This window comes from Delftia sp. JD2 (assembly GCF_001682645.1).
GTDB classification, from domain to species: Bacteria; Pseudomonadota; Gammaproteobacteria; order Burkholderiales; family Burkholderiaceae_C; genus Comamonas; species Comamonas acidovorans.
In genome coordinates, this window is record NZ_LFJT01000010.1 from 55243 (window position 1) to 71256 (window position 16014).

Sequence of the window (16014 nt, forward strand, 5' to 3'; positions counted from 1 at the left end):
GCGTTGTCTTTATGGGAAATGTCGGCCGGGGCATCCCTCCCAGGTGCGTCCGGCCCTGTTCCGAAGCTTACTTCACTGCGCGCGCCTGCTTGACGGCTGCCTGCACCTCGTCCCATGTGCCTTGGCCCACGGTCTTGGCAATGCCGGCATTCACCGCCGCGAGCTTGTCGCGCATGCGGCTGGCTTCTGCGGCGGGCAGCTCGTTGACCTGCATGCCCTTGGCCTTGATGTCGGCCAGGGCCTTGGCGGCTTCCTCGCGCGTGTCCTTGCGTTCGAACTCACGGCTCTTGACGGCGGCATCCTGCAGCACCTTCTTCTCGGCCGGGCTCAGCGTGTCCCACCACTTCTTGCTGACGGTGACGATCCAGGGGCTGTAGACGTGGTTGGACACCGTGAGGTACTTCTGCACTTCATAGAACTTGCTGGACAGCACGGTGTTGAAAGGGTTTTCCTGGCCATCGACGGCACGGGTCTCCAGCGCCGTGAACAGCTCGGAGAACGGCAGCGGCACGGCATTGGCGCCCAGGGCCTTGAAACTGTCCAGGAAGACGTTGTTCTGCATCACGCGCAGCTTCACGTCGGCCAGGTCTTCCATCTTGGCGATGGGGCGCTTGTTGTTGGTGAGGTTGCGGAAACCGTTTTCCCAATAGACCAGGCCCACCATGCCCTTGGGCTCCAGCGTGGCCTTGACCTTCTCGCCCACGGGGCCGTCCAGCACGGCGTCGGCTTCCTTGACATTGCTGAACAGGAAGGGCGTGTCCCAGACGGCCATCTCGGGCGACAGGCCCACCAGGGTGGCGGTGGAGCCGACCATCATCTCCTGTGCGCCGCCGATCAGCGCCTGCTGCATCTGCGTGTCCGAGCCCAGCGAGGCATTGCCGATGGCACGCACCTTCATCTTGCCGCCCGTGGCCTTCTCGACCTCCTTGGCAAAGAAGCGCGCCGCGCGGCCCTGGTTGGACTCATCGACCAGGCCGTAGCCGAAGCGCACGATGCGCGGCTTGAAGTCCTGGGCCATGGCCTGGCCCGTGGCGGCCAGCGTGGTGACGGCGGCCATCAGGCCGGCGAGTGCAAAGGGAATACGCATGTTCATCTCCTTGGGTTGTAGTGAGGGATCAATGCATCCAGCGCAGAGGGGCCAGGATGATTTGCGGAAAAATCACGAAAAGCACGGCAAGCAGCACATAGACCATCAGGAACGGGTTCGTGCCCTTGATCACGGTCTCCATGCGCAGCCGGCCTACGCCGGCCACCACGTTCTGCACCGTTCCCACGGGCGGCGTGATCAGGCCGATGCAGCCCACGTAGATGAACATGAAGCCGAAATAGATGGGATCGATGCCGGCCTTGACGGCCAGCGGCGCACACACGGGGCCGAAGATCAGGATGGTCGGCGTCAGGTCCATGGCCGTGCCCACCACCAGCAGGAACAGCATCATCGTGGCCATGAACAGCACGGGACTGCCCAGCAGGCCCGAGAAGCTGTCGGCCAGCATGTTGGGCAGGTCGGCCAGGGTGATCATGTAGGCCGTCACCGTGGCGGCGCCGCACAGGAACATGACCACGGCCGTGGTCTTGGCAGCGGCCAGGAACACGGCGTAGAGCCGGGTCCATGTCATCTCGCGGTAGATCACCATGGACACGAACAGCGCGTAGACAGCTGCCACCACGGCCGCCTCGGTGGGCGTGAACACGCCGCCCTTGAGGCCGCCCAGGATGATGACCGGCATCATCATGGCCCAGAAGCTCTTGGCCAGCGCCTTCAGGCGCGGGCCCCAGGCCATGCGCTCGCCGCGCGACAGGTCGTACTTGCGGGCGATGGACCACCAGGCAAAGATCAGGAACACGCCCATGATCAGGCCCGGCACCACGCCCGACAGGAACAGCTTGCTGATCGAGGTGTTGGTCGTCACGCCGTAGATCACGAAGGGCATGGACGGCGGAATGATGGGCGCGATGATGCCGCCCGAGGCCAGCAGGCCCGCGCTGTAGCTGTCGGGATACTTCTGGTCGCGCATCATGGGCAGCAGGATGGTGGCCAGGGCGGCGGTATCGGCAATGGCCGAACCGCTCATGGACGCCAGCAGCACCGCCGCGCCAATGGCCACATAGCCCAGGCCGCCACGGATATGGCCCACATAGGCACGTGCCAGGTCGATGATGCGGCGCGACAGGCCGCCTGCATTCATCAGCTCGCCGGCCAGGATGAAGAAGGGCACGGCCAGCAGCGGGAAGTTGTCGAAGCCGGCCTGCAGGTTCTGCGCAAGCAGCTGCGAGTCGAAGAAGTCCAGGTGCCACATCAGCGCCACGCCGGTCAGCACCAGCGCCTGGGCGATGGGCATGCCGATCACCATGCCGCCAATCAGCACGGCCAGAAAGATCAGGGTCACAACCATGGTGCGTACTCCTTACTCGACCGTCGTTTCGGCATGGTTTTCAGCCGGCGCGCCGCGGCGCAGGTCGCGCAGCGACACCACCAGCAGGCCCACGGCCAGCACCAGAGTGGCCGCAGCGCCCAGGGCCAGCGGGTAGCCCAGCACGGTGCTATAGCTGTTCAGCCCCGCCTCCACCTGGGCCCAGGAGCCCCACAGCAGCAGGCCCATACAGACCAGGACCAGTGCCTGCGACACCCAGAACAGCGCCTTGCGCGTGCCAGGCCCCACGCGGGAAGTCACGAGGTCGAAGCCCAGGTGGCTGCCCTCGAAAGCGGCCACTATGGCGCCAATGGCCACCAGCCAGACGAAGAGCAGGCGCGAGATTTCCTCATAGGAAACGATGCTGGTGTGGAACACGTAGCGCAGCACCACGTTGACGAACACGGCAATGACCATGCCGGCCAGGGCCAGCACCATCAGCACCTCGGCAAAGTGCTGCAGGCGCGGCTTGGGCCGGACTGCGGGGGAATCGGATTGCATGGGGCTTGTCTCCTGGCGTTATGGGTTTTGGGAGAAGGTGTCGGCCTGCGCCGCGGGCAGGACCTGCCAGCTTTGGGCGCGGAGCACGATGTCGGTCAGCGGCAGCGTGGCGTCCACGGACAGCACGGCGCACTCGCCATCAGGGCGTTCCAGCGTGGCGAACTGGTTGGCCACCAGTTCGGGCGAGAAGAAGTGGCCGGCGCGCTCCTGCACGCGCTGCAGCGCCGTGTCGTAGTTCAGGTCCAGGAACACGAAGCCCACGGCACCGGCCGGGCCGGCGGCACGCAGCCGGTCGCGGTACTTGCGCTTGAGGGCCGAGCAGGTCAGCACCACGCCCTGCCCCGGCATGGCCTGGGCCAGCAGCTGGGCCAGGCGGTCCAGCCAGCCGCTGCGGTCGTCATCGGTCAGGGGGATGCCGGCCTGCATCTTGCGGATGCTTTCCTCGGCATGGTGGGCATCGCCCTCGTGCAGGGTCCAGCCCAGGGCATCGGCCAGGGCCTGCCCCACGCTGGACTTGCCGCAGCCGGAAACGCCCATGACGACCAGCGCCCGTGGGCGGGTGTCTGCGGGGGCCGCCGCGGTGGTTGTTGGGATAGCGCTATCCATGTTCTTGCAAAAATTGGCAGACCAGGGTCTGCCTTGGATTTCGGTGTGCTTCAGAGGCCTTCGTCCGGGTTTACACGCAGGAGCAAGGGCCTTCGAATGATTGGGATAGCGCTATCATAATCGTCAACCCTCCCGCCTCCGACCTAGGACAATCCCTTGGCCCGTCAGATTCCGCCTGCCTCCCCAGAATCGCCCTCCGCCGATGTTTCCGGCCCGGCCCTGCCCGCCACGGGCCGCGCACGCTCCTCGAGGGCCAGCGGGCGCATCACGCTCAGCGATGTGGCACAGGCCGCTGGCGTCAGCCCCATGACGGTCTCGCGCGCCCTGCGCGGCGAGCGCCGCGTGGACCCGGCCCTGGTCGAGAAAATCCGCACGGCCGCCGCACAGATGGGCTACGTGCCCGACCCCGCCGCTCGCGCCCTGGCCTCGCAGAAAAGCGCCCAGGTGCTGGTGCTGGTGCCCATGCTGTCCAACACCCTGTTCGTGGACCTGATCGAGGCGGTCCACAAGGTGCTGTTTTCCGCGGGCTACCACGCGCTGATCGGCGTGACCCACTACGACCGGGCCGAAGAAGAACAGCTGCTGCGCACCTACCTGCCCATGCGCCCGGCCGGCCTGCTGCTCACGGGTTTTGACCGCAGCCCCGCTGCGCGTGAACTGGTGCAGGCCAGCAAGGTCCCCTGCGTGCACCTGATGGAACTGGGCGGCGAGCCTGGTGCGCCCAGCGTGGGCTTTTCGCAGGCCGAGGCCGGGGCCGCCATCACGCGGCACTTGATGGAGCGCGGACACAGGCGCATCGCCTTTTGCGCAGGCCAGCTCGATGCCCGCGTGATGCAGCGCGCCGCGGGCTACCGCCATGCCCTGCAGGCGGCGGGCCTGCATGACCCCGCCCTGGAACTGCTCTGGCCCCGCCCCACGTCGATGGCGCTGGGCGCGGAGCTGCTGGACGCGGCCCTGCGCCTGGACCCTGCCGTCGATGCCCTGTTCTTCTGCAACGACGACATCGCCCAGGGTGCGCTGCTGGAGGCTCTGCGCCGGGGGATACGCGTGCCCGAGCAGATCGCCATCGCAGGCTTCAACGACCTGCCCGGCAGCGACCAGATGGTGCCGCCGCTGACCACCATCCGCACGCCGCGCGGCCATATCGGCACCGAAGGTGCGCGCATGCTGCTGCAGCTGATGCGTGGCGAGGCCGTGGAGCCGCCCAGCGTGGATCTGGGCTACGAACTGGTGGTACGGCAGAGCAGTTGAAGCGAAGAGGGCTTTGTGCGCCCTCCTCCGTGGCCATCAGCCCGGCAGCAGGCGGCGCAGGGTCTCGGCAAGATCCTCTGCCGCGAACTTGGCCACGTAGCCGTCCGCGCCAACGCTGCGCACATGGTCTTCGTTGGCCGATCCGGACAGCGAGGAATGGATGAGCACGGGAATGGAATGGAAGCGCGCGTCCTGCTTGATGTGGCGGGTGAGCGTGAAGCCGTCCATCTCGGGCATCTCCAGGTCGGTCAGCACCAGGGCGACCTTGTCGGCCACAGTCAGGCCCTCTGCCTGGGCGCTGTCGGCGATGGCGTTGAGGCGGTCCCAGGCCTCCTTGCCGGACTTGAGCATTTCATACGGTGCCTGCAGAACCTTGAGCTCCTTCTCGATCAGCGAGCGCGCCACGAAGGAATCATCGGCGGCCAGCACGATGGCGCCGGGCTTGAGCTTGAGCCTGGCGCCCACTTTTTCCGGCGTGATTTCCTGGGCGTCGGTGGGGGACACCAATTGCAGGATGGCCTCCACATCCAGCACCTGGGCCAGGCGCGAGTTGTCGGTGTCGCCATCCAGGCGGGCGATGCTGGTGACCAGCTTGCCACCGGTGCCGCTGGCCTCGGCCGACAGCACCTGCTTCCAGTCCAGGCGCACGATGTCCTCGACGGACTCCACCGCGAATGCCTGGGTGGTGCGCGCATATTCGGTGACCAGCATGATGTTCAGGCCGGTCTGGGGCTTGCAGCCCATGATGGCGGGAAGATTCAGCACCGGGATCACCTGCCCGCGCAGGTTTGCCACACCCAGCGAATGGGCCGTGCCCCCCGCGATGGGCGTGATATGCGGCATGGCCACGATTTCGCGCACCTTGAACACATTGATCCCGAACAGTTCGGACTGGCCCAGGCCGGAGTCGCTGCCCAGCCGGAACAGCAGCAGCTCGAACTTGTTGTTGCTGGTGAGGTTGGTGCGCTCGTCGATCTCTCTTTGAGCTGCCTTGGAATTGAGGTTCATGCCGGTCCTGGAGAGTGACACATCTTTTTACAAATTCTAAAGCGAGCGCCTCGGATTTAGCAAAAATTTATTGCGCCTGAGTCGGATCAGCAACGCAGGGCGGCCGGCGACATGATTCATGCATGCCACCGCCCCGCCCCGCGGCGCAGGAATCACTCGAATTCCAGGATCACATCGTCCACGGCCAGCGAATCGCCCTTGCTGGCGCTGATCTTGCCGACCACGCCGTCCTGCGAGGCGAACAGGATGTTCTCCATCTTCATCGCCTCGATCACCGCCAGCTTCTCGCCCGCCTGCACCTTCTGGCCCGGCTGCACGGCCACGTCCACCAGCAGGCCCGGCATGGGCGACAGCAGGAACCTGGACAGGTCCGGCGGCGCCTTGTAGGGCATGAGGCGGTGCAGTTCGCCGCCGCGCGGCGAGAGCACCAGGGCGTCGATCTGCGTGCCGTTGTGGATGACGCGCAGGGCCAGCGGGTTTCGGGCCGTGCCGCGCTCGACCTGGGCGGTGAAGGGCTTGCCGTTGCAGCTGCCCTGCACGCACATGGCACGCATGGGGGTTTCGCTGCGGAAGGTGTAGGGCTTGCCATCCACCGTGACGGTGCTGGCGCGGCTTTCGGCATCGAAGTCCGAGACCTGCACGGCGCGGTACTGATGCTGGCCTTCGGCGCCCAGCACGACCACGCAGTAGTCGGCCGAGACCTTGAGCTCGTGCCCCCGCATCTGGCCGCTGATGGTGGCGGCGCGCGCGCGGTAGCGGCGGTTCATGTGGCCGGCCAGGGCGACCAGGAAGTCCGGATCGCCGTGGGGCACGTCCTCGGCGTGGAAGCCGTGGGAGTAGTGCTCGGCGATGAAGCCGGTGTTGAAGTCGCCGCTCTTGAACTTGGGATGGGCCAGCAGCGCGGCCTGGAACGGGATGTTGGAGCTGATGCCCCGGATCACGAAGGCATTGAGCGCCTCGCGCATCTTGGCGATGGCGTCGTTGCGGTCGCTGCCGTGCACGATGAGCTTGGCGATCATCGAGTCGTAGAACATCGGAATTTCGCCGCCCTCATAGACGCCCGTATCCACGCGCACGCCGTGCAGGTGGCCGGTGTCGGCTTGCCACATGGTCTGCTCGGGCGGCGCAAAGCGCACCAGGCGGCCCGTGGAGGGCAGGAAGTTGCGGAACGGGTCCTCGGCGTTGATGCGGCACTCGATGGCCCAGCCATTGCGCTTGACGTCTTCCTGCGCGATGGCCAGCTTCTCGCCAGCGGCCACGCGGATCATCTGCTCGACCAGGTCCAGGCCGGTGATGCACTCGGTCACCGGGTGCTCCACCTGCAGGCGGGTGTTCATTTCCAGGAAGTAGAAATCCTGGTCCTTGCCGACCACGAATTCCACCGTGCCCGCGCTCTGGTAGCCCACGGCCTTGGCCAGGGCCACGGCCTGCTCTCCCATGGCGCGGCGCGTGGCGTCGCTGATGAAGGGGGACGGCGCCTCTTCGATCACCTTCTGGTGCCGGCGCTGGATGGAGCATTCGCGCTCGTTCAGGTAGATCACGTTGCCGTGGCCGTCGCCCAGCACCTGGATCTCGATGTGGCGCGGCTCCTGCACGAATTTCTCGATGAAGATGCGGTCGTCGCCAAAGCTGTTGCGTGCCTCGTTCTGGCAGCTGGCAAAGCCCTCGAAGGCTTCCTTGTCGTTGTAGGCCACGCGCAGGCCCTTGCCGCCGCCGCCGGCGCTGGCCTTGATCATCACGGGGTAGCCGATGCCCTTGGCGATTTCCACGGCGGCCTCGGGGCCGGCAATGGGGTCGTTGTAGCCGGGGATGGTGCTCACGCCGGCCTTGTCGGCCAGCTTCTTGGAGGCGATCTTGTCGCCCATGGCCGCAATGGCCGCGTGCTTGGGGCCGATGAAGGTGATGCCCTCTTCCTCCACGCGCCGGGCGAAGGCCTCGTTCTCGGACAGGAAGCCGTAGCCCGGGTGCACGGCCTGGGCGCCGGTCTGCTTGCAGGCGGCAATGATGCGGTCGGCCTGCAGGTAGGACTCGCGGCTGGGCGCGGCGCCGATGTGCACGGCCTCGTCGGCCAGCTTGACGTGGCGTGCCTCGCGGTCCGCATCGGAGTACACCGCCACGGTCTGTATGCCCATCTTGCGGGCGGTGGCGATGACGCGGCAGGCAATCTCGCCGCGGTTGGCAATCAGGATCTTCTTGAACATCTTCTTAGCCCATTCTTGGAACTAAATCATGGGAACCGGAGCTGTCGTCAGCTTCGCTGTCCCTGTTTTGCGCTTCGCCAGCACTGTCAGTAACCGGCGCGACCAAAGCGAGGGACACCGAGGAAGGGCCGCCCCGCACCGAGGGTGTCGTCCCCCTCCCTCGCGAAGCGAGTTAGAGAGGGGGAAGCGGCGGAGCCGCTCAGGGGGTGCTTCACAAGGGGATGTTTCCATGCTTGCGCCACGGATTTTCCAGCTGCTTGTTCTTGAGCATCTGCAGCGAGCGGCAGATGCGCTTGCGCGTCTCATGCGGCTGGATCACATCGTCGATGAAGCCGCGCGCGCCTGCCACGAAGGGGTTGGCGAAGCGGGCCTTGTACTCGGCCTCGCGCGCTGCCAGCTTGGCGGGGTCGTTCTTGTCCTCGCGGAAGATGATCTCCACGGCGCCCTTGGCGCCCATCACGGCGATCTCGGCATGGGGCCAGGCCAGGTTGACGTCGCCGCGCAGGTGCTTGGAGGCCATCACGTCATAGGCGCCGCCGTAGGCCTTGCGCGTGATGACGGTGATTTTCGGCACCGTGGCCTCGGCATAGGCGTACAGCAGCTTGGCGCCGTGCTTGATGATGCCGCCGTACTCCTGGCTGGTGCCGGGCATGAAGCCGGGCACGTCCACGAAGGTGACCACGGGGATGTTGAAGGCATCGCAGAAACGCACGAAGCGCGCGGCCTTGATGGAGCTCTTGATGTCCAGGCAGCCGGCCAGCACCAGGGGCTGGTTGGCGACGATGCCCACGGTCTGCCCGTCCATGCGCGCGAAGCCGGTGATGATGTTCCTGGCGTAGTCGGGCTGCAGCTCGAAGAAGTCGCCGTCGTCCACGGTCTTGAGGATCAGCTCCTTCATGTCGTAGGGCTTGTTGGCGTTGTCGGGCACCAGGGTGTCCAGCGACTTGTCGGCGCGGTCCACGGGGTCCGAGGTGTAGCGCACGGGCGCCTTCTCGCGGTTGTTCAGCGGCAGGTAGTTGTAGAGGCGGCGCAGCATCATCAGCGCCTCCACATCGTTGTCGAAGGCCATGTCGGCCACGCCGCTGCGCGTGGTGTGGGTGATGGCGCCGCCCAGCTCCTCGGCCGTGACCTCCTCGTGCGTCACCGTCTTCACCACTTCGGGGCCGGTGACGAACATGTAGCTGCTGTCCTTGACCATGAAGATGAAGTCCGTCATGGCAGGCGAATACACAGCGCCGCCGGCACAAGGGCCCATGATCATGGAGATCTGCGGCACCACGCCGCTGGCCAGCACGTTCTTCTGGAACACGTCGGCATAGCCGCCCAGGGAGGCCACGCCTTCCTGGATGCGGGCGCCGCCCGAGTCGTTGAGGCCGATCACGGGGGCGCCGACCTTCATGGCCTGGTCCATGATCTTGCAGATCTTCTCGGCATGGGTCTCGGACAGCGCGCCGCCGAAGACGGTGAAGTCCTGGCTGAAGACGAAGACCAGGCGGCCGTTGATCATGCCGTAGCCGGTGACCACGCCGTCGCCGGGGATCTTGCTGTTTTCCATGCCGAAGTCGGTGCAGCGGTGCTCGACGAACATGTCCCATTCCTCGAAGGTGCCGTCGTCCAGCAGCAGCTCGATGCGCTCTCGCGCCGTGAGCTTGCCCTTCTTGTGCTGTGCGTCTATGCGCTTTTGGCCGCCACCCAGGCGGGCCTGTTCGCGCTTTGTCTCCAGTTGATCCAGGATGTCTTGCATGCTGCGATTCCTCTAACGTCTAACGGTACGGGTTGCTGGTGTTGTCTTGTCTGCGGTCACTGCGGCGCTGCGGCGGGTGCTGCCGCTGGAGCCGGCGCCGTTGCGGGCCCGGCCTGCGCCTGCAGCAGATTTCTGGCGGCCGTGCTGGCCGCGATCCGCCCTGCTGCCACGTCGGCCTGCAGTTGGGGCAGCAGCGCCCGCACCTGCGGATGCTGCCGGAAGGCCTGCTTGAGGCCGGAGTCGATGCGCTCCCACATCCAGGACAGGGCCTGGCGTTCGCGGCGCAGCGCCAGGCGGCCGTTGGCATGCTGCAGGCGGCGGAATTCCTCCACCGCGCTCCAGAAGCCGTCAACGCCCTCTTGCTTGAGCGCGCTGATGGTGATGACCCTGGGCTGCCACAGGCGCTCGTCGTGGTGGGCGTGCTCGGGATTGCCGTGCATGCCCAGCAGGCGCAGGCTGGAGGTGATCTGGGCCTGGGCGCGCGTGGCGGCATGGGGATCGATGTCGGCTTTGTTGATGACGACCAGGTCGGCCAGCTCCATCACGCCCTTCTTGATGGCCTGCAGGTCATCGCCCGCATTGGGCAGTTGCAGCAGGCAGAACATGTCGCACATGCCCTGCACGGCGATCTCGCTCTGGCCCACGCCCACGGTCTCGACGATGACCACATCGTAGCCAGCCGCCTCGCAGACCAGCATGGCCTCGCGGGTTTTCTCGGCCACGCCGCCCAGGGTGCCGCTGCTGGGGCTGGGGCGGATGTAGGCGTCCAGGTGAACGGACAACTGCTCCATGCGCGTCTTGTCGCCCAGGATGGAGCCGCCCGACACGGTGGATGAGGGGTCGATGGCCAGCACCGCCACCCGCAGGCCGCGTGCGATGAGGAACAGGCCCAGCGTTTCGATGAAGGTGCTCTTGCCCACGCCCGGCACGCCGCTGATGCCCAGGCGGAAAGACCCGCCCGTATGCGGCAGCAGGGCCGTGAGCAGCACATCGGCCGCCGCACGGTGGTCGGCGCGCGTGGATTCCAGCAGGGTGATGGCCTTGGCCATGGCCCGGCGCTGAACGGCGGGGTTGCCGTTCAGGATGCCGTCTTGCATTTGCTCGGGAGTCACTGCGGCGGGCTCAGAGGCTGTTGGCCTGGCGGATCTGTTCGAGCACATCCTTGGCGCTGGCCGGTATGGGTGTGCCCGGGCCGTAGACGCCCTTGACGCCGGCGTTGTAGAGGAAGTCGTAGTCCTGCGCAGGAATCACGCCGCCCACGAAGACGATGATGTCGTCCGCGCCCTGGCGGCGCAGCTCCTCGATGATGGCCGGCACCAGGGTCTTGTGGCCGGCCGCCAGCGTGGACACGCCCACGGCGTGCACGTCGTTCTCGATGGCCTGGCGCGCGCATTCCTCGGGCGTCTGGAACAGCGGGCCCATGTCCACGTCGAAGCCCAGGTCGGCAAAGGCCGTGGCCACCACCTTGGCGCCGCGGTCATGGCCGTCCTGGCCGAGCTTGGCGATCATCACGCGCGGGCGTCGACCCAGCTGCTCGGACGATGCATCTATCTCGCCCTTGAGCTTTTCCCAGCCCTCGGCCGAGTCGTAGGCTGCTGCATACACGCCGGTCACCTTTTGCGTATCGGCGCGGTGGCGCCCGAAAACCTTCTCCAGTGCATCCGAGACCTCACCCACCGTGGCGCGCAGGCGCACGGCCTGGATGGCCAGGTCCAGCAGGTTGCCCTCGCCGCTTTCGGCGGCCTGGGTCAGCGCCTGCAGGGCGGCCTCGACCTTGGCTGCATCGCGGCTGGCCTTGATCTGGTTCAGGCGTGCGATCTGGCTGTCGCGCACCTTGACGTTGTCCACCTCGAGGATGTCGATGGCGTCTTCCTTGGCCAGCTTGTACTTGTTGACGCCAACGATGACATCCTTGCCCGAATCGATGCGCGCCTGCTTCTCGGCGGCGGCGGCCTCGATCTTGAGCTTGGCCCAGCCAGAATCCACGGCGGCGGTCATGCCGCCCATGGCCTCGACCTCCTCGATGATCTTCCAGGCGGCGTCGGCCATGTCCTGGGTCAGCTTCTCCATCATGTAGCTGCCGGCCCAGGGGTCGATCACATTGGTGATGTGGGTCTCTTCCTGGATGATCAGCTGCGTGTTGCGCGCAATGCGGGCCGAGAACTCGGTGGGCAGCGCAATGGCTTCGTCAAAGCTGTTGGTGTGCAGGCTCTGCGTGCCGCCGAAGACGGCGGCCATGGCCTCGATGGTGGTGCGCACCACGTTGTTGTAGGGGTCCTGCTCGGTCAGCGACCAACCGGAGGTCTGGCAGTGCGTGCGCAGCATCAGGCTCTTGGCCTTCTTGGCGCCGAAGCCCTTCATGATGCGGCACCACAGCAGGCGGGCCGCGCGCATCTTGGCGATTTCCAGATAGAAATTCATGCCGATGGCCCAGAAGAAGGACAGCCGTCCCGCGAAATCGTCCACATCCATGCCCTTGGCCGTGGCGGTCTTGACGTACTCCTTGCCGTCGGCCAGCGTGAAGGCCAGTTCCAGCGCCTGGTTGGCACCCGCCTCCTGCATGTGATAGCCCGAGATCGAGATCGAGTTGAACTTGGGCATGTTCTTGCTCGTGTACTCGATGATGTCGCCGATGATGCGCATCGACGGCTGGGGCGGGTAGATATAGGTGTTGCGGACCATGAACTCCTTGAGGATGTCGTTCTGTATGGTCCCCGACAGCTGGTCCTGGGCCACGCCCTGCTCCTCGGCCGCCACCACGTAGCCGGCCAGCACGGGCAGCACGGCGCCGTTCATGGTCATGGACACGCTGATCTTGTCCAGCGGGATCTGGTCGAACAGCACCTTCATGTCCTCGACCGAATCGATGGCCACGCCGGCCTTGCCCACGTCGCCCGTGACGCGCGGATGGTCGCTGTCGTAGCCGCGGTGCGTGGCCAGGTCGAAGGCCACCGACACGCCCTGCCCGCCGGCGGCCAGCGCCTTGCGGTAGAAGGCGTTGGATTCCTCGGCCGTGGAAAAGCCGGCGTACTGGCGAATGGTCCAGGGCCGGCCCGCGTACATGGTGGCCTGCGGGCCGCGGATGTAGGGCTCGAAGCCTGGCAGGCTATCCGTATGGGGCAGGTTGGCCGTGTCTGCCGCCGTGTACAGCGGCTTGACGTCGATGCCGTCGGGCGTGGTCCAGTGCAGTGCCTGGATGTCGCCCCCGGGAGCGGCCTTGGCGGCCGCCTGGGCCCATTTCTGCAGGTCGGCAGTTGCGAATTCCTGGCCGTTCTGCGCTGTCGGATGGTCTTGTCTCATGTTCTCAGGCTCGTGAATGACAGGTGCCCTTGAGGGCATGCCCCAGAGCTGCCGCAGTTTACATCATTCATAATTATTCATTCAAAATATCTTTGCCGATACAATCCGGGCCACATGTCGACAAACACCCTCACTCCCCGCGCTCTCTACGAACAGGTTGCAGAGAAGCTGCGCCTGCGCATCTTCGAGCACGAGCTGGCGCCTGGTGACTGGATCGACGAACTGAAGATTGCCGAGGAATACGGCATCAGCCGCACCCCGCTGCGCGAGGCCCTGAAGGTGCTGGCCGCCGAGGGCCTGGTCACCATGAAGGTGCGCCGTGGCGCCTATGTGACCGAGGTGTCGTCCAAGGACATTGCCGATGTCTATCACCTGCTGAGCCTGCTGGAATCCGATGCCGTCCAGGTGGTGGCCGAATCGGGCAGCGACGAAGAGCTTGCCGCCCTGCAGCAGACCCACGAGGAACTCAAGGCGCAGACGCGCGATGCAGACCGCTTCTTCGAACTCAACGAAAGCTTTCACATGCAGCTGCTGCAGATTGCCGACAACCGCTGGCGCAACCAGCTGGTGGCCGATCTGCGCAAGGTGATGAAGCTCAACCGCCACAAGTCGCTGTTCAAGCAGGGCCGCATCGAGGATTCGCTGGCCGAGCACGAGACCGTCATGCAGGCCCTGCTGCGCCGCGATGGCGCTGCAGCGGCCCAGGCCATGCGTCAGCATTTCCAGAACGGCCTGGCTGCGGCGTCCTGAAGCCTGCTGTTCGGCGCTCTTGCGCAGCCGGCACCATCTGGCGCGGCCATAACGCGCAGGCGGCCGCCCCGTCTGGAATCGGGCCCGGTGTGCAACGGTGGCGACGTAGGCATACATGCGGCTCCTGGTTGGTTTCAGAGTGGACACCCGAAAACGCTGCAGTGCAGCATAAACGCGTGCGCCGCGGCCTCTCATGTCCGAAGCTGACGCCAGGGCCTGCGGAAAGCCCCGGCTATCATCGGCGGCTACATCCACTTCGGCCTGCACCCTCCTCGCATGAGCATCCAAGACCCAGCCCGCGCCCCTTCCCTGGCCATGAGCCTGCCAGCCGATGCCAGCATGGCCACGGCCTCCACCCTGGTGGAAATGCTGGCCCTGCGCGTGCGGCAAACGCCCGCAGGCGAGGCCTACCGGGCCTATGACGAGGATGTGCGCAGCTGGAAGACCCTGAACTGGGCACAGGCCGGCGAGCGTGCGGCCCTCTGGGCGCAGGCGCTGGCCGCGCAGGAGCTGCCGGCAGGATCGCGCATCGCCATCCTGCTGCCCAACGGTCTGGACGCCATGTCCATCGACCTGGCCAGCCTGCGCTGCGGCCATGTGCCCGTGCCGCTGCACGCCATAGACAACGCGGGCAGCATTGCCTACATCCTGGCCAACGCCCAGGTGTCCATGCTGTTCGTGGCACAGCAATCCACCTGGGACAAGATCTGCGCCACGGGCCAGGCCCTGCCTGCGCTGCGCAAGGTGGTCGTGGCATCGTCCAAGCCGGCTTCCCGGGCCGCAGAGCCTGAAACCGAAGGCGATGCCGCCGCACTGGAGGCCCTGCGCCAGATCCCCGTGCAGCCGCTGGCCCAATGGCTCGCTGAAGGCGGCGCAGTCCCCCTGCCCCCGCCTCCCTCTGCCGAGGACCTGGCCGCCGTGGTCTACACCTCGGGCACCACGGGCAAGCCCAAGGGCGTGATGCTCACGCACCGCAACGTGGTCTCCAACGTGCAGGCGGTGATGCAGCGGCTGCAGCCGCGCAGCGACGATATTTTCCTCTCCTTCCTGCCGCTGTCGCACACCTTCGAGCGCACGGCTGGCTACTACCTGGCGCTGGCCGTGGGCGCCTGCGTGGCCTATGCGCGCTCGGTGGCCCAGCTGGCCGAGGATCTCAAGACCCAGCGCCCCACGGTGCTGGTGTCCGTGCCACGCATCTACGAGCGCGTGCACGCCAAGGTCATGGAGACGCTGGCCCGTGCACCGCTCAAGGCCCAGCTGTTCGAGCTGGCCCAGGCCAGGGGCTGGCAGCGATTTTGTGAAACACAAGGCATTGCCGATGCGCAAGCGCCCCAGCCCGAAGTGCCGGGCTGGATGCAATGGCTGCCCTGGCCGGTGCTCAACCACCTGGTGGCCAAGCCGCTGCTGGCCCAGTTCGGTGGCCGCGTGCGCGTGGCCGTCAGTGGCGGCGCGCCGCTGTCGCCGACGATTGCGCGCTGTTTTCTGGGCTTGGGCCTGCCGCTGATCCAGGGCTATGGAATGACGGAAACCTCGCCCGTGGTCTGTGCCAACACGCTGGAGGACAACCACCCCGCCACCGTGGGCCACGCCTTGCCCGGCGTGGAGGTGCGGATTGGCGAGAACCGGGAGCTGCAGGTGCGTGGCCCCTGCGTGATGCGCGGCTATTGGGAGCGCCCCGAAGACACCGCCAAGACCTTCACCGACGACGGCTGGCTGCGCACGGGCGACCAGGCGGTGATCGAGGACGGGCGCGTGCGCATACAGGGACGCATCAAGGAAATCATCGTCACCTCCACCGGCGAAAAGATTCCACCGGCCGACCTGGAGCTGGCCATTACCGGCGACCCGTTCTTCACTCAGGTCTTTGTCGTGGGCGAAGACCGCCCTTTCATCGCCGCCGTGGCCGTGATCGAGCGCGGCGAATGGCAGGCCATGGCCCAGCGCCTGGGCCTGGATCCCGAAGACCCCAAGAGCCTGAACCACTCCGCCGCCGAACGCGAGGCACTGGCACGCATCGAAAAGCAGGTGGCCAGCTTTGCCCGCTATGCCGTGCCACGCGCCGTGCATCTGGAGCTGGAGCCCTGGACCATAGAAAACGGGATGATGACGCCTACCCTCAAGCTCAAGCGCAACAACCTCATGACGCGGTTCGAGTCGCAGATCGCCGCCATGTACAGCAAGCCTGCCGAGCGCTGGCAAGGCCGCAACAGCGCGGGTTGACCCCCTGTTCCTGACAAGC

Annotated in this window: 12 protein-coding genes; 3 read left to right on the plus strand and 9 right to left on the minus strand. The window is 66.1% G+C overall.

The window, feature by feature from the left end; all coding sequences use genetic code 11:
- Positions 1-67: 67 nt before the first annotated feature.
- Genes ACM14_RS07950 through ACM14_RS07965 form a run of 4 tightly spaced genes read right to left on the minus strand, consistent with a single transcriptional unit; the run spans position 68 to position 3521 of the window.
- On the minus strand, positions 68-1087 hold the full coding sequence (locus tag ACM14_RS07950) for a TRAP transporter substrate-binding protein (RefSeq protein WP_012205590.1): 1020 nt from the start codon (positions 1085-1087) through the stop codon (positions 68-70).
- A gap of 28 nt (positions 1088-1115) precedes the next feature.
- The gene (locus tag ACM14_RS07955) at positions 1116-2396 is read right to left on the minus strand and encodes a TRAP transporter large permease (RefSeq protein ID WP_013802434.1); all 1281 of its coding nucleotides are present in this window, start codon (positions 2394-2396) and stop codon (positions 1116-1118) included.
- 12 nt (positions 2397-2408) lie between these two features.
- Positions 2409-2915 carry a TRAP transporter small permease gene (locus ACM14_RS07960; protein ID WP_065345833.1) on the minus strand — a complete coding sequence of 169 codons (507 nt, stop codon included), beginning with the start codon at positions 2913-2915 and terminating at the stop codon, positions 2409-2411.
- Positions 2916-2933: 18 nt separating this feature from the next.
- Complete coding sequence (locus ACM14_RS07965) at positions 2934-3521, minus strand: gluconokinase (protein WP_232245170.1); 588 nt, start codon at positions 3519-3521, stop codon at positions 2934-2936.
- Between the two features lie 156 nt (positions 3522-3677).
- Here ACM14_RS07965 and ACM14_RS07970 point away from each other — a divergent pair, with 156 nt between their 5' ends.
- Positions 3678-4772, plus strand: a complete 1095-nt coding sequence (locus ACM14_RS07970) for a LacI family DNA-binding transcriptional regulator (protein WP_012205586.1) — start codon at positions 3678-3680, stop codon at positions 4770-4772.
- A 36-nt stretch (positions 4773-4808) separates the two neighbouring features.
- Here ACM14_RS07970 and ACM14_RS07975 read toward each other — a convergent pair whose 3' ends face one another.
- The 5 genes from ACM14_RS07975 to scpA all read right to left on the minus strand — a co-directional run bounded on the left by ACM14_RS07975 (position 4809) and on the right by scpA (position 13025).
- Positions 4809-5780 (minus strand): chemotaxis protein, encoded by a 972-nt coding sequence (locus tag ACM14_RS07975; protein ID WP_012205585.1) that lies wholly within the window; start codon positions 5778-5780, stop codon positions 4809-4811.
- Positions 5781-5932: 152 nt separating this feature from the next.
- Positions 5933-7981: an acetyl-CoA carboxylase biotin carboxylase subunit gene (gene accC, locus ACM14_RS07980; protein ID WP_063326165.1), complete on the minus strand. Its 2049-nt coding sequence runs from the start codon at positions 7979-7981 to the stop codon at positions 5933-5935.
- 211 nt (positions 7982-8192) lie between these two features.
- Entirely contained in the window at positions 8193-9725 is a 1533-nt protein-coding gene (locus tag ACM14_RS07985; protein WP_012205581.1) for an acyl-CoA carboxylase subunit beta, read from the minus strand.
- Between the two features lie 56 nt (positions 9726-9781).
- Positions 9782-10837 carry a methylmalonyl Co-A mutase-associated GTPase MeaB gene (gene meaB, locus ACM14_RS07990; RefSeq protein ID WP_175403252.1) on the minus strand — a complete coding sequence of 352 codons (1056 nt, stop codon included), beginning with the start codon at positions 10835-10837 and terminating at the stop codon, positions 9782-9784.
- A 10-nt stretch (positions 10838-10847) separates the two neighbouring features.
- Complete coding sequence (gene scpA / locus ACM14_RS07995; protein WP_065345836.1) at positions 10848-13025, minus strand: methylmalonyl-CoA mutase; 2178 nt, start codon at positions 13023-13025, stop codon at positions 10848-10850.
- 114 nt (positions 13026-13139) lie between these two features.
- On the opposite strand from scpA, the gene ACM14_RS08000 reads away from it, so the two are divergent.
- Together ACM14_RS08000 and ACM14_RS08005 are read left to right on the plus strand one after the other, a co-directional pair.
- On the plus strand, positions 13140-13775 hold the full coding sequence (locus tag ACM14_RS08000) for a GntR family transcriptional regulator (RefSeq protein WP_012205578.1): 636 nt from the start codon (positions 13140-13142) through the stop codon (positions 13773-13775).
- Positions 13776-14051: 276 nt separating this feature from the next.
- Positions 14052-15995 (plus strand): long-chain fatty acid--CoA ligase, encoded by a 1944-nt coding sequence (locus ACM14_RS08005; RefSeq protein ID WP_065345837.1) that lies wholly within the window; start codon positions 14052-14054, stop codon positions 15993-15995.
- The last annotated feature ends 19 nt before the right edge of the window (positions 15996-16014 follow it).